Annotated in this window: 16 protein-coding genes; 12 read left to right on the top strand and 4 right to left on the bottom strand. The window is 66.5% G+C overall.

All coding sequences use genetic code 11. The features are described 5' to 3' along the window. Positions 1-15: 15 nt before the first annotated feature. Positions 16-336 (bottom strand): hypothetical protein, encoded by a 321-nt coding sequence (locus NM2_RS11605; RefSeq protein WP_067667566.1) that lies wholly within the window; start codon positions 334-336, stop codon positions 16-18. Positions 337-520: 184 nt separating this feature from the next. Here NM2_RS11605 and NM2_RS11600 point away from each other — a divergent pair, with 184 nt between their 5' ends. The 9 genes from NM2_RS11600 to NM2_RS11555 all read left to right on the top strand — a co-directional run bounded on the left by NM2_RS11600 (position 521) and on the right by NM2_RS11555 (position 11,698). Next, on the top strand, positions 521-1,885 hold the full coding sequence (locus NM2_RS11600; RefSeq protein WP_067667485.1) for a sensor histidine kinase: 1,365 nt from the start codon (positions 521-523) through the stop codon (positions 1,883-1,885). Next, on the top strand, positions 1,885-2,577 hold the full coding sequence (locus NM2_RS11595; RefSeq protein WP_067667565.1) for a response regulator transcription factor: 693 nt from the start codon (positions 1,885-1,887) through the stop codon (positions 2,575-2,577). Before NM2_RS11600 ends, NM2_RS11595 begins: the two co-directional genes overlap by 1 nt. Positions 2,578-2,649: 72 nt before the next feature. Next, positions 2,650-5,358 (top strand): serine/threonine-protein kinase, encoded by a 2,709-nt coding sequence (locus NM2_RS51510; protein ID WP_067667482.1) that lies wholly within the window; start codon positions 2,650-2,652, stop codon positions 5,356-5,358. Positions 5,359-5,484: 126 nt separating this feature from the next. Then, positions 5,485-6,387, top strand: a complete 903-nt coding sequence (locus NM2_RS11585; RefSeq protein WP_245717961.1) for a serine hydrolase — start codon at positions 5,485-5,487, stop codon at positions 6,385-6,387. Between the two features lie 417 nt (positions 6,388-6,804). After that, positions 6,805-7,668: an amidohydrolase family protein gene (locus NM2_RS11580; protein WP_067667477.1), complete on the top strand. Its 864-nt coding sequence runs from the start codon at positions 6,805-6,807 to the stop codon at positions 7,666-7,668. Next, on the top strand, positions 7,661-8,557 hold the full coding sequence (locus NM2_RS11575) for a substrate-binding domain-containing protein (RefSeq protein WP_067667476.1): 897 nt from the start codon (positions 7,661-7,663) through the stop codon (positions 8,555-8,557). The genes NM2_RS11580 and NM2_RS11575 overlap by 8 nt, the downstream gene beginning before the upstream one ends. A gap of 85 nt (positions 8,558-8,642) precedes the next feature. Beyond that, complete coding sequence (locus tag NM2_RS11570; protein ID WP_084530787.1) at positions 8,643-9,965, top strand: cation:dicarboxylate symporter family transporter; 1,323 nt, start codon at positions 8,643-8,645, stop codon at positions 9,963-9,965. Positions 9,966-10,014: 49 nt separating this feature from the next. Next, a complete protein-coding gene (locus tag NM2_RS11565) occupies positions 10,015-11,046 on the top strand; it encodes an ATP-dependent 6-phosphofructokinase (protein ID WP_067667473.1) in 1,032 nt (343 codons plus the stop codon). A 307-nt stretch (positions 11,047-11,353) separates the two neighbouring features. Further along, positions 11,354-11,698 (top strand): ImmA/IrrE family metallo-endopeptidase, encoded by a 345-nt coding sequence (locus NM2_RS11555; protein ID WP_067667471.1) that lies wholly within the window; start codon positions 11,354-11,356, stop codon positions 11,696-11,698. Positions 11,699-12,034: 336 nt separating this feature from the next. Here the strand turns inward: NM2_RS11555 and NM2_RS11550 are convergent, their stop codons facing one another. Then, positions 12,035-12,331, bottom strand: coding sequence for a helix-turn-helix domain-containing protein (locus tag NM2_RS11550; RefSeq protein ID WP_169816160.1), 297 nt, complete (start codon positions 12,329-12,331; stop codon positions 12,035-12,037). 370 nt (positions 12,332-12,701) lie between these two features. Between NM2_RS11550 and NM2_RS11545 the strand changes: the two genes are divergently transcribed. Together NM2_RS11545 and NM2_RS11540 are read left to right on the top strand one after the other, a co-directional pair. Further along, a complete protein-coding gene (locus NM2_RS11545; protein ID WP_084530780.1) occupies positions 12,702-13,583 on the top strand; it encodes a helix-turn-helix domain-containing protein in 882 nt (293 codons plus the stop codon). Next, positions 13,580-13,774 (top strand): DUF397 domain-containing protein, encoded by a 195-nt coding sequence (locus tag NM2_RS11540; protein ID WP_067667469.1) that lies wholly within the window; start codon positions 13,580-13,582, stop codon positions 13,772-13,774. Before NM2_RS11545 ends, NM2_RS11540 begins: the two co-directional genes overlap by 4 nt. A gap of 158 nt (positions 13,775-13,932) precedes the next feature. Here the strand turns inward: NM2_RS11540 and NM2_RS11535 are convergent, their stop codons facing one another. Both NM2_RS11535 and NM2_RS11530 read right to left on the bottom strand, forming a co-directional pair. Further along, entirely contained in the window at positions 13,933-15,051 is a 1,119-nt protein-coding gene (locus NM2_RS11535; RefSeq protein WP_157121039.1) for a hypothetical protein, read from the bottom strand. Positions 15,052-15,389: 338 nt separating this feature from the next. Continuing rightward, on the bottom strand, positions 15,390-15,860 hold the full coding sequence (locus tag NM2_RS11530) for a MarR family winged helix-turn-helix transcriptional regulator (RefSeq protein WP_067667465.1): 471 nt from the start codon (positions 15,858-15,860) through the stop codon (positions 15,390-15,392). 76 nt (positions 15,861-15,936) lie between these two features. Between NM2_RS11530 and NM2_RS11525 the strand changes: the two genes are divergently transcribed. Then, positions 15,937-16,317 (top strand): cupin domain-containing protein, encoded by a 381-nt coding sequence (locus tag NM2_RS11525; RefSeq protein ID WP_169816159.1) that lies wholly within the window; start codon positions 15,937-15,939, stop codon positions 16,315-16,317. Positions 16,318-16,909 lie beyond the last annotated feature (592 nt).

The following is a 16,909-nucleotide window of genomic DNA, read 5'->3' as shown; positions in this document are numbered from 1 at the left end:
CAGTTGTGCAGCACATCAACGCACGAGCACCTCGGCCGCGCGCCAACGGCGCACGTCCTGGGCGTCGAGAACCGCGCGCAGCATCGGTTGTTCGGCGGCCAGTTCGAGGTAAGCCTCGGCCGCCGACTGTCCTTGCAGCAGCGCCAGATCGAGTTTGACGTGCAGGTGATTGTCCCAGCGGTACTGCAATGCGGCCAGCAAACCGGCGGGTCCGCCGAACAGCCGGTCGATGTCCGGCAGATCGTGGAACAGACCCGGGCTCGCCGGATCGACGGACGCGCGGGCCAGCACCGTTTCCAGAATTTCGGTACGGGCGTGCAGATCTTGCCAAGTCATCGCATTCACCCCTTCCCTCTCGCGCCCGGCATCGGTCCCGTCGAACGCTGTGGCATCGACGCTACGGCCGCGACGTCGGCGAATCGTCGTGCCGAGGGCGTGAGTTGATCTCCTACCCCGGTAGGACCGCACCCCCGCTCCAGGGACGATGACCGGTGTCACACCGGCTGGCTAGCCTTGGTACATGGAGGTGCTGCGGATCATCGTGCTGACCGCCGCCGCGGTTCTGCTTGCCGCGGTGGCCTGGTACGCGGTGGTCGGCTGGCGTCACGCACGCCAACGGATCGTGGACTTCTGGCGCGACCCGCGCGGCACATTCGAGCAGCACGTGGCCGAACTGCCGTTCGACTATCCGCCCGCGGTCATCGTCAGCGCCGATCTGGCCCTGTTCGTCGCCGCGATGACCGGCGTGATCCAGCGGCACGACTACATCGCGACCGCCCTGCCCATTCTGGCGCTGCTCCTGGTCACCTTCGCATTCCCGATCCTGACCGTCTTCGGCGTCCCGCCGCGCCCGGTGCCGCTGTGCATCGTCGGGCTGATCGCGCAGGGCATCTTCCTGTTGCAGCCGGTGCGGCTGGACGCCTCACCGTTCGTGCTGGTGGTCGTCGCAGGGGAGGTCGCGGCCATCGCCAGCAAACGGATCAGCCTGCCGTTCGCGGTGATCGCGCTGCTGGAACTCCTGCTGTTCCACTTCGTGGGCCCCGGGATCGACTCGCTGCCCGCCTACCTCGTCGGCGTCGTGCTGGGCACGCTGGTCGGGCTGATGATGCAGTACCAGCGACTGTATCTGTACAAGGAGCGCGAGAATCAGGAGATTCGCGCCGCCCAGGCCGCCGACGAAGAACGCCGCCGGATCGCCCGCGAGGTGCACGATGTGATCGCGCATTCACTGAGCGTGACGCTGCTGCACCTCACCGCGGCCCGTCATTCGCTACAGACCGACCGCGACGTCGACGAGGCGATCGACGCGCTCACCGACGCCGAGCGGCTGGGCCGTCAGGCCATGGCCGACATCCGGCACACCGTGGGCCTGCTCGATCAACGGCCGTCCAGCCCGACCCCCGAACCCGGCGTGGACGATATCGACGCCCTGGTCGAGGATTTCGTGCGTGCGGGCCTGGCCGTGGACTACTCGGTGTCCGGGGATATCACGACCGTCTCGGCGACGACGGGCCTGGCGTTGTTCCGGATCAGCCGGGAATCGCTGGCCAATATCGCCAAGCACGCCCCCGACGCCACCGCCACCCTGCGTATCGAGGTCACCGACACCCGGGTCACCGTGGTCGTCACCAATACCCTCAGCAGTGCGGTCACCACCCGCCGCGGCCGCGGGATGGGCATCTCCGGCATGCGTCAGCGCGCCACCCTCATCGGCGGCAACCTGACCGCCGGCCCCCGTGACGGCCGGTGGGAGGTGCGCGCCGGATTCCCGATCACCGACCTCCGGCCGGAGCCGCCGTGTCCGGTCACCGGAGGGGATGATCATCTACGGCCGGTGCGCGATGCGATCACCTCCCTGACCCGCAAACTCCAGGAGGGCATGTGATTCCGGGTACTTCGCAGAGCGACGAGAACGCGCTCGGCGTACTCGTCGTCGACGATCAGGAGCTGGTGCGCGGCGGCCTGCGCCGGATCCTGCGCCGCCGCGACGGTTTCCTGGTGAGCGAATGCGCCGACGGCGACGAGGTCGCGGCCGCGCTCGCCACACAGCCCGCCGACGTGGTGCTGATGGATCTGCGGATGAAACGCGTCGGCGGCATCGACGCCACCCGAATCCTGCGCTCGCGCACCGACGCGCCGCCGGTTCTGGTGCTGACCACCTTCGACGACGATCAACTACTCTCGGGCGCACTGCGCGCGGGCGCGGCCGGATTCATCCTCAAGGACTCCCCCGCCGAGGATCTGATCCGCGCGGTGCGCACGGTCGCGGGCGGCGGATCCTGGCTCGATCCGTCGGTAACCGGACGAGTGCTGTCGGCATATCGCACCGTCGCGCCGACTCCGGTCAAGGCCCGTTCCGGACTCGACGAGCTGACCGCGCGCGAGTACGAGGTATTGCAGCGAATCGGTCGCGGGCGGGTGAACAGCGAGATAGCCACGGAGTTGGGCATCTCCGAGGTCACGGTAAAGAGCCACGTCGGACACATTTTCGGAAAGCTCGGGTTACGGGATCGAGCCGCGGCGATCGTGTTCGCGTTTGACCACGGAGTAGTCGCACCTGGAGAATCGTCGGCGTAAGAGGGGCAGGCAACCCCGGTGAAGCAGCCGGGCACGGGTGTCGCACCCTGCCCAGGGACGGAGGTTTCACCGGTGAACGCATCGCGGCCGCGGACCGGCGGCCGATTCGGTCCGTACGAGCTGCGCTCCATGCTCGGCCGCGGCACCATGGGCGAGGTCTACGAGGCGTACGACACGCACAACGATCGCGTTGTCGCCCTGAAGTTGCTGCCCGAGGAACTGGCCCAGGACCCGGCGTATCGCGAGCGCTTCCGCCGCGAATCGCACGCCGCGACGCGCATCGCCGACCCGCACATCGTCCCGATCCACCGCGCGGGCGAGATCGAGGGCATGCTCTATCTGGACATGCGCCTGATTCGCGGGGACAACCTGCGCGCCCTGCTGCGCCGACAGGGGCAGATGGATCCCGAACGCGCGGTGCACATCGTCGAGCAGATCGCCACCGCGCTGGACGCGGCGCACGGCGCGGGTCTGGTGCATCGCGACGTCAAACCGGCCAATATCCTCGTCACGCCGACCGATTTCGCCTTCCTCACCGATTTCGGCATCGCCCGCAGCGAGGGCGACAGCTCGACCACGATGGTCGGCGTCACGGCGGGTTCGTACACCTACATGGCGCCCGAGCGGTTCGACGCGGGTCCGGTCAACGGCCGTTCGGACACCTATTCGCTGGCCTGCGTTCTGTACGAATGCCTCACCGGCGCAACGCCGTTCCCGGTGCAGAACGTGAGTTCGCTGATTCGCGCGCATCTGTCCGAGACGCCGCCGCGCCCGAGCCTGCAACGTGCGGACGTGCCCGCGGCGCTGGATGCGGTTCTCGCACATGCCATGTCGAAATCGCCGGACGATCGTTTCGCCACGACCGGCGAGTTCGCCGGGGCCGCTCGTGCCGCGGTGGGCCTGTCGGGTGAGAGCGAAACCGCTGTCGCCCCGCCACCGCCGCCGCCCGTCCCGGTCGAGCAGCCGCGGCCGCAGGACACCGGTTCGCTGCAGGCGGGTCCCCTGCCGCCGTTGCCGCAGCGGGTTGCCCCCGACTCCGGCGCGTCCCGACCGGTGTTGCGCCCCACCACGTTCCAGCCGTTCGGGCCCGACGGGCCGACGATCGCGGCGCAGTTCCAGCCGCGCGGCGACGAGGTGCATCGGCCCGAGCCCCGCGAGGAGATTCCCCCGGCCGCGGGTTCGGCGACCACGGTCATGCGGACCGGCGCGGGCACGGGCATTCCGTCCAATGCCGACGAGACGACCACCGCGATGGCGCGCGGCCCGGTCCCGATCTCCGCGGATCAGGACATCCCCGACGAACCGGCCCCCGCCCCACGCGGTTACGAGACGACCGGTTCGCTGCGGATCGTCGCGCCTCCCGATCCGGAGGAACGCGATACCAGCAGCGACCTTCCGGTGATCACGCCCGCGGATCCGACCCGGATGCCCCGGGAGGAATTCCGGTTCGCGTCGTCGCAGGAACCGGGACTGCCGAAGCGTGCGCCGGAATCGACTCCGCAGGCGCCCAAGCTCCCTCAGCGTGCGCCGCAGTCGACAACGGACATCCCGCCCAGAGCGGAGCCGCCATCGACACCGCCACTCCCGCAGCGAGCCTCGCAGCCGGTCCAGCCGATGTCGCTACTGCCGCAGCAAGCGCCACAGCCGGTCCAGCCGACGCCGAAGCTCCCGCAGCGAGCACCGGAATCGTCCGATCAGGCGTTGAATCTGCCGCCGCAGTCACCGGAGCCGACCTCGCAAGCGCCGAAACTGCCGCAGCGAGGAATGGATTCGCCCGATCCCACACCGCACACCGAACTGCTGCCGCACGCCGCGGGCGTGATCGGTGCGGGCGTGATCGGTGCGGGTTACGCGGAATACGAGGACGAGTCGGAGTACGGGCGGCAGGACGGTTACGACCGCGAGACCGGGTACCGCACCGGCGACGGCTACGAGGACGACTACGGCGATTACGACCCGGATGCCACACACACCGGCCAGGGCTACGCCGAATACGACGACGCCGAATACGACGACAACGAGTACGGCCGAGACGAATACGACCAGGGCGCCTACGCCGAAAGCGAGTACGCCGAAAGCGAGTACGCCGAAAGCGAGTACGCCGAAGGTGAATACGCCGAAAGCGAATACACCGAGAGCGAATACACCGAAAACGGCTACGCCCCAGGCGAATACGACGACCACACAATGCATTCCGTCCTCGGCTACGGCCCGGACGAGAACGGCGTCTACCCCGACGACTACGAATACGCCGACACCGCAGCCGGATACGACGATCGTGGCGGCAAACCGAAGAAGCGCTCGGTCGCGGTGCCGCTGGTGCTCGGCTTCCTCGGCGCGGCAGTAGCCATCGGAGTGGGCGTGGTCGGCTGGCAGGTATTCGGCAAATCCCCCACGACCAGTTCGTCGGCCACGCAGCAGACCGCCGCGGTCGCGCCCGCCACCGCTCCGCAGGCCGCACCGGTCACCCAGCCCACGGACACCACGACCGCCGCGGCCACCTCGACTCCGCCCGCCGGATCCACGGCGTGCTCGTCGAGTTCGTCGGGACAGAACACCGAATACACGCGCTCGGCATCGGGCAGTTCCCAGACGACCTGCGGATTCGCCGAGGCGGTGCGCAAGGCGTACGCCAAGGCCGCCGATTCGAGTACCGAGCCGCCGACGTCGGTGGTCGCGGTCAGCCCGACCACGGGCCGCAGGTACACCATGACCTGCGAGGCAACTGGTCGCTTGATCACTTGCACCGGTGGCGACAACGCCGTGGTGTACGTGTACTGAGCGGGAGCTTCACATATGCGCCATCGCGAGTCGGTGCATTTGACCCCACCGACATAACAGCACAGAATTCCACGACTGACCGGTGGCCCGGACACGGGCCACCGCGCGATGGTGGAGGTGGCCGGGTTGCACGTACCCAGAGAGCCGATCAGGTGGCGCAGGAGCCTCGGGGCAGCCGTGTACGGGCTGACCCTGCTCGCGGTCGCGGCGTGCTCGACCACCACCACCACCGCCGACAACGCCACTCTCGCCCCGATCCCGGCCCGCCCGAGCAGCGCCACCAGCCCCGGTCCGATGGTGGCGTTACCCGGAACGCTGGCCGCCGATTTCGCGTCCCTGCTGCCGACCCTGGGCGGGCACGCCGGGATGGCGATCATGGCGGTCGGCGGCGACACCGTCACGTCGATGGGTGATTGGACCGCGGGCCCGGCCTGGTCGACGATGAAGGTGCCGCTGACCCTCGCCGTACTGAACGCCAACGGGAATACGCCCAGTTACGCGATGTCCGCGGCCGTCACCGAATCGGACAACAGCGCCGCCGACTCGCTGTGGCAATCGCTCGGGACCGCCGACCAGGCCGCGCAGGCGGTGCAGAAGATCTTGAAACAGGGCGGCGACAGCACCACCAAGGTCCCCTCGAACAGGTCCCGCCCGGATTATTCGGCGTTCGGCCAGGCCGTGTGGTCGCTGGCCGACCAGACGCGGTTCGCCGCACATCTGCCGTGCCTGCCCAACGCGAACACGGTCACCGATCTGATGGGCAAGGTGGTCCCCGGTCAGCAGTGGGGCCTGGGGCATCTCGACAACGTCGTCTTCAAGGGCGGTTGGGGTCCCGATCCGGCGGGCAACTATCTGGTCCGCCAATTCGGCCTGGTGACAACGTCGAGCGGGCAGATGGCGGTCGCGATCGCCGCGCAGGCGAATTCGGGGGGCTTCGACGACGGCACGACGATGCTGAGCAAGATCGCCCCGCTGATCACCAAGCATCTGAACGATCTTCCGACGGGGTCCTGCGCCGACGGGCATTAGCGGAATCGACCACCCGGCCCGAACGCGCTCAGCGACGCAGCGTCTCGGCCTCCTTTCCTGCGCACCGGCGCAGTCCATCACTTAAAGCATCAAGATCGCCAACGCTATTGTCAACAATTATGTGAACAGATAGGCTCCGAGGCGTTTCGGCGACTGTGTCTGGTGACACATCCCACCGACGATGTGTGCCACCACACACATCGACGGGGGCGACCGACTCTCGGCGCAGATGTGCCCGGCCTCGGATATCCGGTGTGCCCCGCCCGCGCCGCGGACCGCGAAGGAGAACGCATTTGATCGTCGACGTCGACGGCCATCACACGACCGCCCTGCCCGCGTCGGGCGCCCGGCGCAGCGCGTGTACCCACGGCTGAACTCCCGATCGACCACCAGCAGAACGCAAGGAGCACAGCCACCGTGAGCATCATCGATTCACACACGCATGTCATCGCCACCGACGCGGACCGGTATCCGGTGAACCCCATCGGCGGACGGCAATCCACCTGGTCGATCGAGCATCCGGTCGACGTCGACGGCCTGCTGGCCGCGCTCGACGAGGCCGGGATCGACCGGGCTGTCGTGGTTCAGGCATCGACGGTCTACGGCCACGACAACCGGTATCTGGCCGATTCGGTGCGCGCCCATCCCGATCGGCTGACCGGCGTGTTCTCCCTCGACGCGCTGGCGCCCGACGCGGTAGATCGCATAAAACACTGGCAGAGTGCGGGACTTTCGGGCTTCCGCCTGTTCACCACCGGCACCACCATGCCGGGACAGGCGGATTGGCTGGGCCACGAGGACTCCTATCCGGTGTGGGAATGCGCTCAGGACCAGAGCATCCCGGTCTGTCTGCAGATGACGCTCGAGGGAATCCCGGCACTGCGACGCATCCTCGAGCAGTTCCCGCGGGTCAAGGTCGTCCTCGACCACTGCGCCCGGCCGATCCTGTCGGACGGCTCGCCGTATGCCGAGGCACGCGGGCTCTTCCAGCTCGCCGAATACCCCGGGGTGCATCTGAAGGTGACCCACCGGGCGCTGCACGCGGCGGGCGAGGGCGCATCGACTGTCGAGGCTTTCTTGGCAGCGCTGCTCGCCGCCTACGGGTCGCAGCGGCTCATGTGGGGATCGAATTTCCCCGCCGCGGCGGGAGCCCTGTCCGGACTTCTCGCCGACGCCCGCAGCGCGCTCAGCGGGCTGGATCCGGCCGACGCCGCCAACATCTTCGGCGGCAGCGTCGCGCACTTCTACGGGGTGCGCGAGGAGGGGGCCCAGCATGTCTGAGCAGACCGTCACCCTGACCACGGCGCTGGGCAAACACCCTGTCGCACAGATACTTCGCAGTCGCGAGATGACCGACCCGACGGTGCGGCTCGACTTCGCCGACGTCGACCCCATCCATCGGGCGTTCGCGCCGATGGTGCGCGAGCAGAGCTTCGACGTCTGCGAGCTGGCCGTCGTCACCGCGCTGCAAGCGGTCGCCTACGGTCATCCGATCGCGCTGCTGCCCGTCGTCGTGGCCGGACGCTTCCAGCGGGGATGTCTGGTCGGCCGAGCCGATGACGCGATCGACGAGCCCACCGAACTGCGCGGTCGACGCATCGGTGTGCGTTCCTACACCCAGACCACCGGCTTCTGGATCCGCACCCACCTGCGCGAGGACTACGGCCTGCGTGCCGAGGACATGACGTGGCTGACCCAGGATCCCGCGCACGTCCCCGAGTACGAGGATCCGGACTTCGTCTCCCGCACCCTGTCGAAACCTCTCGCCGACGCCCTGCGCGACGGCGAGATCGACGCGGCGATCTTCGGCAACGACCTGCCGGACGGCGATGAGTTCGTCCCGCTGATAAGCCAAGCGCGGCAACGTGATCGACGATGGTACGACGAGCACGGCTACGTCCCGGTCAACCACCTCGTGGCGGTGTCGCTGCCCACTCTGAAGGACCACCCCGAGGCAGTCGGCCGGGTCTGGGAGATGCTGACCCGCGCCGAGCACCTGGCCGCCGAGCGCGCCACGGGTATCCCGGTCACCGCCTCCGGGTTGTCGCGGCTGACCGGCCCGATCGACGCCATCGCCGCACAATGCCATGCCCAGGGCATGCTGCCCCGGCCGCTGACCTCGGCAGAGGTGTTCGCTCCGCTCGACCGGCTGCCCGCGCCCCGAGCGTGAACTCGATCCCCCGATAGCGGCACGGGCCCGCCGGGTCCGTGCCATCCCTGACGCCGCACCGGCGTTGTTCAGAGAGAAGTACCGCATGTCCCTTTCGGAGGACTTGTCCCAACCCGAACAGTCACGGTCTCGGCGATTCGACTGGAAGGCATTGAGCCCCTTCAGTAAACCGCTGTACAAGGACCTGACTTTTCAGGTCCTCGTCGGCATGGTGCTCGGCGTTCTTCTGGGCGTCTTCGTCCCGATCGTCGGGAAGAACGTCAACGTGGTCAGCACGATATTCATCAATCTGATCCAGATGGTGGTCGGGCTGGTGGTCTTCTGCACGGTCACCCTCGGAATCGCCAAGGTCCGCGATTTCGGCAAGGTCGGACGGATCGCGGTGAAGGCGATCCTCTACTTCGAGGTGGTGACCACCTTCGCGCTGGTGATCGGTCTGGTCGTGGTCAACGTGCTGCACCCCGGGTCCGGCATGCACGTCGATCCGGCGTCGTTGAGCGGCGCGAAGTCCGTGCACGCCGCGAAATCCATGAGCTTGTCGACCTTCCTGGAAGGTCTGGTGCCGACCAGCGCGGTCGATGCCTTCGCCAAGGGCGATATTCTGCAGGTGCTGGTGTTCTCGGCGTTGTTCGGCTGCGGTGTCGCCGCACTCGGCGCCAAGGCCGAACCGCTGGTGGGGGTCATCGACACCGTGCAGCAGAGTCTGTTCTGGGTCATCGGCAAGGTCATGCGGCTCGCGCCGCTGGCTGCGTGTGCGGCGATCGCCTACTCGGTGGCCAGTTACGGCTTGCACACCCTGTTGTCGCTCGGCTCGCTGGTGCTCGTCTTCTTTCTCACCGTGGCGGTGTTCTTCGTCGTCATCCTGTGGCCCATTTCGTTCTTCGCCGGTGTCAGCCTCTGGAAATTGTTGCGGTATTTCCGGGAGGAACTTCTGCTGGTCATCGGGACGAGTTCCTCGGAAAGCGTCTTTCCGCAGTTGACGGCCAAGCTCGAGAAGCTGGGTGTGAGCGACTCGGTGGTGGGTCTGGTCCTGCCGACGGCGTACAGCTTCAACCACGACGGCACGTGCCTGTACTGGGCGGCGACGAGTGTTTTCCTGGCGCAGGCGACCGATACCCACCTCGGCGTAGCCGGTCAGTTGAGCCTGATGTTCGTGTTGCTGTTGACCTCGAAGGGGGGCGCGGGGGTCGCGGGTTCGGCGATCCCGATGCTCGCGCTGACCCTCGCCGCCACCCACACCATCCCGGTGGCCAGCGTGGCGCTCATCCTCGGGGTCCACAAGATCCTCTCGGCGGCCTTCGTGTTCACCAATATCGCCGGGAACTGTCTGGCCACGGTCGTCGTCGGGAAATGGGAGAAAGCGATTGATTGGACGAAGATGAACGCGGAGCTGGCGGCGCGGGTGTGAACACCCGCCGCAGCGCAGCGGAGGCCGCGAATAGGGCAAGATATGTGGCATGCGCATCGGAGTCTTGACCGGAGGCGGAGACTGCCCCGGACTCAACGCCGTGATCCGAGCCGTCGTCCGCACCGCGAACGGCCGCTACGGGGACGCGGTCGTCGGGTTCCAGGACGGCTGGCGTGGACTACTCGAGGATCGCAAGATCCACATCCACAACGACGATCGCACCGACCGGCTGCTCACCAAGGGCGGCACCATGCTCGGCACCGCGCGCACCAATCCGGATGTGCTGCGCGACGGCCTGGGCCGGATCAAGCAGACCTTGGACGACAACGGCATCGACGCGCTCATCCCGATCGGCGGCGAGGGCACGCTCACCGCGGGCAGCTGGCTGGCCGACGAGGGCGTCCCGGTGGTCGGCGTGCCCAAGACCATCGATAACGACATCGATTGCACCGACACCACTTTCGGCCACGACACCGCCGTCACCATCGCCACCGACGCCATCGACCGCCTGCACACCACCGCCGAATCCCATCAGCGCGTCATGCTGGTGGAGGTGATGGGCCGCCACGCCGGGTGGATCGCGATGAACGCCGGCATCGCGGCGGGCGCACACCTGACGCTGGTCCCCGAGGTGCCCTTCGACGTCGACGAGGTGTGCACGATGATCAAACGTCGCTTCCAGCGCGGTGATTCGCATTTCATCTGCGTCGTGGCCGAGGGCGCGAAACCCGGCGAGGGCTCGTTCGCGCTGCGCCAGGGTGGAATCGACGAATACGGTCACGAACGTTTCACCGGCGTGGCCCACCAGCTCGGCGTGGAGATCGAACGCCGCATCGGCAAGGAGGTCCGCACCACCGTCCTGGGCCACGTCCAGCGCGGCGGCACCCCCACCGCCTTCGACCGCATCCTCGCCACCCGCTTCGGCGTCCACGCCACCGAAGCCGTCCACGACGGCCAATTCGGCCAGATGGTCGCCCTGCACGGCAGCGAAATAGACCTCGTCCCCCTCTCCGAAGCCACCAAACAACTCAAACTCGTTCCGGCACATAGGCATGGGGAGGCCGCGGCGTTCTTCGGGTAGTCGTCCCTCCTCTCCACGGGCCGCTGGCTTGCCTGAGCGAGTCAGCGGCCCGTGATGTGAAATCCGCGCGATCGCAAAGTCACCCCATTGCCTCGGCCTGCTGATATCGCTCCCCTGAATCAGTCACCATCGCGAATGCCACAGGCTTTCTCCTGCAGGAACTTACGGGTTCTTCGCCGGTTTCCGGGCAGGTGCGGTGCGCCGCTCGCGCGGCGAACGGTGCCGCGATGGACTCCATGTATCAGCAACTGCTCCATTTCCTCGAGCTGGATGCCTTCCTGGACGACCAGGGCATCGACCCGGTCGGATGAGCGCCGAATCCGAGGGACGGGAAGCCGCAGAGCGCTTCCGGACCGACCATGATCTCGGATTCCATCCGCTCGGCGATCTGGTGACGCTGATCGAGCAAACCACCAGCGCCGACGTCGCAGTACTCGATACGGAGGTCGATCAGCACGGCATGACGATGAAGCGGGGGGAAATGGGCCGACCGTACGTCGCGGTGGCTCGCACTCGGCGGCCGATGCGCCAACGAAGCACTCTGGCACACGAATTGGCTCACTTGGTGTTCGAAGACTGGTCGGCTGCCCCGGAGGTGAATTCCGGCAGCCCGGCCGAGAGCCGCGCGAACGCTTCGCACGGCACCTACTGATTCCTCTCGGCGGGGTCAGCGACCTCATCGGAGACAGTTCCCGACGCACCGACCTGGTGGTCCTGTCGATCTCGACGAATCGGCGGGCTTTCGATCAGGCCGACAGTCGCGTCCATCCGCTCAGTCCACGCGCGCGGAACCTCGCCCAGGTGGCACCAGCACGGGCCATTAGGGGGACCGGACACCTTCCAGGACAACGTGGTTCAGGCCTCCGAAAGGCTCTGCGCCCAGAGGACTGGGCGAGCGCCGTCCTCGACGATCACGCACATTGAAACGGATCATGACGGTAGTCTCCGACTATCTCAGTCGTGAGAATCCGGAGCAGGTCGCGACGGGTCATGACCGGTATCCCACGGCGACCTGAGTCACCAGGGCTCTGGAGTTCTCTTCGCCCACGGCAACGCGATTCAGATCGGTGAGGGCATGGCAGTAGGGGGCGAGGTCGCAGTCGCGTTCGAGGTAGAGCGAGCCGGTGTGGCCCTCCACGTGGATGATCGGGGATTCGAGGCGGCCGATGGATTGCGGGGACAGCTCGGCCGCCCGTGCGGCGGCGGCCTGGCGCACCCCGGCCGCGTCTCGGAGCTTGCGTAGGCGGCGGCCCGGAGATCGCCGGGCGAGGGTCGATCCGGTCACTGGTTCACCTCGCGCACATATGTTTCAGCCGTGTTCGCCGAGCGACGTTTTCGCTCGGGAATACCCGTCTGGCGAATTCCAGCACGGATAGTCGCGGGCTCCCCGGCAGCACCGATGTTCGGCCGATCGCGCCGGGTATCCGGTCGGGTTTCGAGTTTGTCGGTGGTAGTCATTACAGTCATGGCAGCACTCTCCGAAGACGTAGTTTGCAGACGAATGTTCGACCGGTGCTTGCTGATTCGCACGCCATCCGGCACACATCGAGTACACACCGAATCGTGCTAGCTTGGGGCCGAGCCAATGACATTCGTCGCCAAAAGAAAACGTTCCAATCAATCTGAATGCAACAGTCACAGCCAAAGGGGGCCTCATGACGATCGAAGCGACCACCGTGCCACGCAGGCTGCTCGCCAGACGGCTGGTCGAGTTGCGAGAGGCCGCCAACCTCAGCCGCGACGCCGCCGCCGAACTCGCCGAGATCGGCCGACAAACCCTGTGGCGCTTGGAGAACGGACGAACCTCGGAGGTCAAGAAGCCGACCATCCGCGCCCTCTGCCGCGTCTACGAGGTCGAAGGCGAGGACCTCGACAACCTCCTGTGGCTGGCTGATGAGTCCCGCAAGGACGGCTGGTGGCAGTCCTACAGCAGTGCGATTTTCCTCAATCGAGATCTGTTCATGAGCCTGGAGGCAGCGGCGAGTCGAATCACGTCGTTCCAACTCACACTGATACCGGGACTTGCACAAACAGCTGACTATCGACGCGCAATGGCGCGGGACTACTTGCCAGCGGTGAGCGGCGAGCAATTCGAGCAGCACCTCGAAGTGCTCGATATACGCCAAGCGCGACTGAGTAATTCGAAGGATCCATTGGAACTGGAAGTGTTGATCAGCGAGGCGACACTGCGTCATCGGATCGGCGGCGCTTCGGTAATGCGATCTCAAGTGCACCATCTTTACGAGCTGAGCAAACTACCCAACATATCCGTGCGAATCGTTCCCTTGACGGTCGAAGGTTTCCTCGGGCTTCAGACCGGATCATTCGTGATGCTCGAATTCCCGAAACATCTGAACCCGTCACTGGTCCAACCACCGGTCGTCTTCATCGAGAGTTACTCTGGGGCACTGTATCTGGACAAGCCAGCCGAGATCGAGCTGTATCAGAAGGCGCTGGCGGCTATCGAAGCAGCGGCGCTGGACGAGCCGCACTCCAGGGAACTGCTGCAACAGATCGAAGAGGAGTACGCAGCATGAGCATCGACCTATCCACCGCGACGTGGTTCAAAAGCAGCCGAAGCAACACCGGCGGAGATTGTGTGGAAGTTGCTCACCTCGACGGCGGCATGGTCGGCGTACGCGACTCCAAGAACCCGACCGGCCCGGCACTGATCTTCACGCCGTGCGAGTGGGATTCCTTCGTGGCCAAGGTGAATGACGATGCCTGAGAAGTTCCGCCGCACCTCACCCGGTCCGCCGAGCGGACCGGGTGCATGAGCTGAGCATTCGGTTTAGGGTCACAGCACGGAAGCATGTGAACAGCTTCGCGAACTCACTGATGGGCTCGACAGTCGGCGCGGGGCCGCGCGGATATTCGAATCTGGAATCACGATGCGGCAGTGGCCGGTTCGTTCGCCGCATCGTCGGGCCGCTCGTCCGCCTCGGCCCGCAGCTGCCTGGCGCGCCGGTCGCGGTAACGCACCAGCGCCCAGAGCAGCAGCGCCTCGGCGATCGCGGTGAAGACCGTGAGGAATTGACTGAAGTAACTGGCCAGCACATTCACCACGGTCAGCGACACCACGTCGGACCAGATGGCAAGGCGCACACCGAGTTCCTCGTCCCCGCGCAACCATGCCGCCGCGCCGACCGCGCAGCCGATGCCGACCGCTAGTTCGGCGACGGCGGCAATTGCCAAGGCCACCAGTGACTTCCAGCCGTGTCCCTGGGTGAGGTCGAGCATCCGGTCGATCTCGTGCCAGTGTGAATGCCAACCGGCGATCACCACACCGGCCAGCACCAGCCGCAACAGCGACCAGACCCCGTGCGCGATCAGCACCGTGATCAGCACGACGCGCAACACCGGCAGCGGCAGGAACCTCTTCTCGATCGAGACCCCGATCCGGGTCAGCCGCCGTTCCAGCTCGGGCTCGGTGTCGCAGGGCAGCGCACGCAGGTAATCATTCAGTGCGACAACGAGTTCGCGATGTTCGGGACCACAGCCATCCGGATCGATGGCACGGAGTTCGGCGAGCAACTCCGCACGCCGCTGGGCGTTCATCCGGCTGCCGACGAACTGGCCGACCTCCTCGGTGATCGCTCCCAACGCCAGCTCCGGGTGCACGGTCCGACGCCGCGCCGACATCCGCGCCACCGCGACGGTCAGCAGAAAAGCCAGATAGATGATCGGCGCGGCCAGCGGAAAGAAGTAGTTGTTGTCCGTAGTGATGAACTTGCCCACCTCATCGATGAACAGTCCCAGCCCCACCCCCGACAACAGCGATGCCCAGGTCATCGCCGTCCGCCCCGAGGACATCAGCAACAACAGACATGAAATCACCAGCAGCAGACCACCGAACAGCGCATGCGCGATGTGATAAACGCTCCCACCGATCTTCGGATACCCCGACGCCATCAGATACAGCCGCGTGATCACAACGGTCATCCCGAACGCGACAGCCATCAACGTCACCAGCCGCCCGGCCTCGGGCCGCCACCGAATCCTCATCTTCTGTGCGCCGATCACGAGAGATCAGCTTGTCACACACACCCGCCCGGCCGAACGCCTATTCAGGCAATTGCGCTCAGCGCGAGCACTTCACAACCTGCCCGCGGCACGGCGCGACGCTCTCCAGTCGACCCGAATCACTCACCGCAGACACTCCACGACCCAACCCACATCCACCCCGGCTCCCCCATTGCGCTCGAGGGCGCATTTCACAATCCGCTCCACCCCGACGCGACGCTCCGCCCATCACGTTTCCGCCCAATCGAACCCACGACAGCAGGGTCATCGGCACCGCACCGAAGGTGTCACCAACGTGCTTCGGGCACTGCGCGACCAGCTCATGTCATCCAGCCCGGGATGCCGCGCAACCAGTCACCGGGCGACCCGGCCATCCGTTGGAGATCGTCTTCGAGCTCGGCGAGACGCTGGCGTCCGAGGGATTGGGCGAGACGCCTGCGGTAGGACTCGAAGAACACGGCGCTCAACGACAGCATCTCCTCGCCGCGCGCAGTACGCAGCAGACGAACAGCGCGAGCGTCCCTGGGATCCGGCTCTCGGCAGACGTAGCCAACTCGCTCCAGTGAGGCGACCGTCTTCGCGGCCGCCTGCTTGCTGACTCCGAGCCGCCGCCCCAGCTCCGATGCCGTGGTGCCCTCGGGGCCGATCGCCTGAAGCGCGAACCCATGAAGAGGGCGAGCGTCGCCGTGGCCGCTCTCGGCCAGCGCGCCGTGCAGCTCATCGATCAGGTACCTGAACGCCCCGAGCAGCAGGAATGGAAGCTCGAAACCCGCACGCTCACCGGAAGGCATGCATACATGTTCGCACAGAAAAGACAACCGGGTGTACTATCTAGACAACCATGTTGTCTATTTGACGGAGCTTGCCGTGTCCCCTGTAATTCGCACAACCGAACGTCGCCGCTCCGAGACTCCGGCCGGCGTGATGACGACCCTCGCGTCGCCGACCGTCGGCGATACCGCCGGGCTCTCGATGTGGGAAGTTGAAATGAGAGCAGGCGCCTCCGGTCCGCTCCACGTCTTCGACTCCGAGCAGATCTGGACAGTGCTCGATGGCGAGCTGTCGGTAGCCATCGACGGTCAGCGCGAAGACGTCCGTTCCGGAGACACCGTCGTGATCCCCGCAGACCTCGAGCGTCAGATCTTCGCCCGGACCGACGCCCGCATACTTGTGTGCGGTCACGCAAACGCCATCGCCCGGGTGCCCGGGGAGCCCGGACCACGAGGAACCCCGGCCTGGATCGCATGACTCGGCGCGCCGACCCACCGCGCGCTCACGTGGATGAATGTTAGGTGCGTATCGCCCCCGAGTTAGGGGAGCGGGCGGTTGCCAGCCGTCGTCCGACTCGCCGCGCCGACGCACCGCACGCTCACGCCAATGCGCGGGAGGTGCGCATCGCCCACAAGTTGGACGTGCCGAGTCGGTTGCCAGCCGTCATCCGACTCCGCGCGCCGACGCACCGCACGCTCACGCCAATGCGCGGCAGGTGCGCATCGCCCACAAGTTGGACGTGCGGGGTAACTGTCAGCCGTCGTCCGGACTCGGCGCGCCGACCGACCCCACGCTCACACCGAGACGCGGGAGGCACGTATCGCCCACAAGTTGGACGTGCCGGGTCGGTTGCCAGCCGTCGTCCGACTCCACGCGCCGACCCACTGCACGCTCACGCCAATGCGTAGCAGGTGCGTATCGCCCACGAGTTGGATGTTCGGGGTGATTGTCAGCCGTCATCCGGACTCGGCGCACCGAGCGACCGTGCGCTCACGCCAATGCGCGGCAGGCGCGCGGCGTCAACGAGTTGGAGGCGCGGGGCGGTTGTCAGCCGTCGCCCGACCCGCCG

Origin of the sequence: Nocardia miyunensis NBRC 108239 (assembly GCF_001613065.1) — a bacterium.
Classification (GTDB): domain Bacteria; phylum Actinomycetota; class Actinomycetes; order Mycobacteriales; family Mycobacteriaceae; genus Nocardia; species Nocardia miyunensis.
The sequence above is the reverse complement of the archived record's forward strand: the minus strand, read 5'-3'. Positions and strand labels throughout refer to the sequence as shown.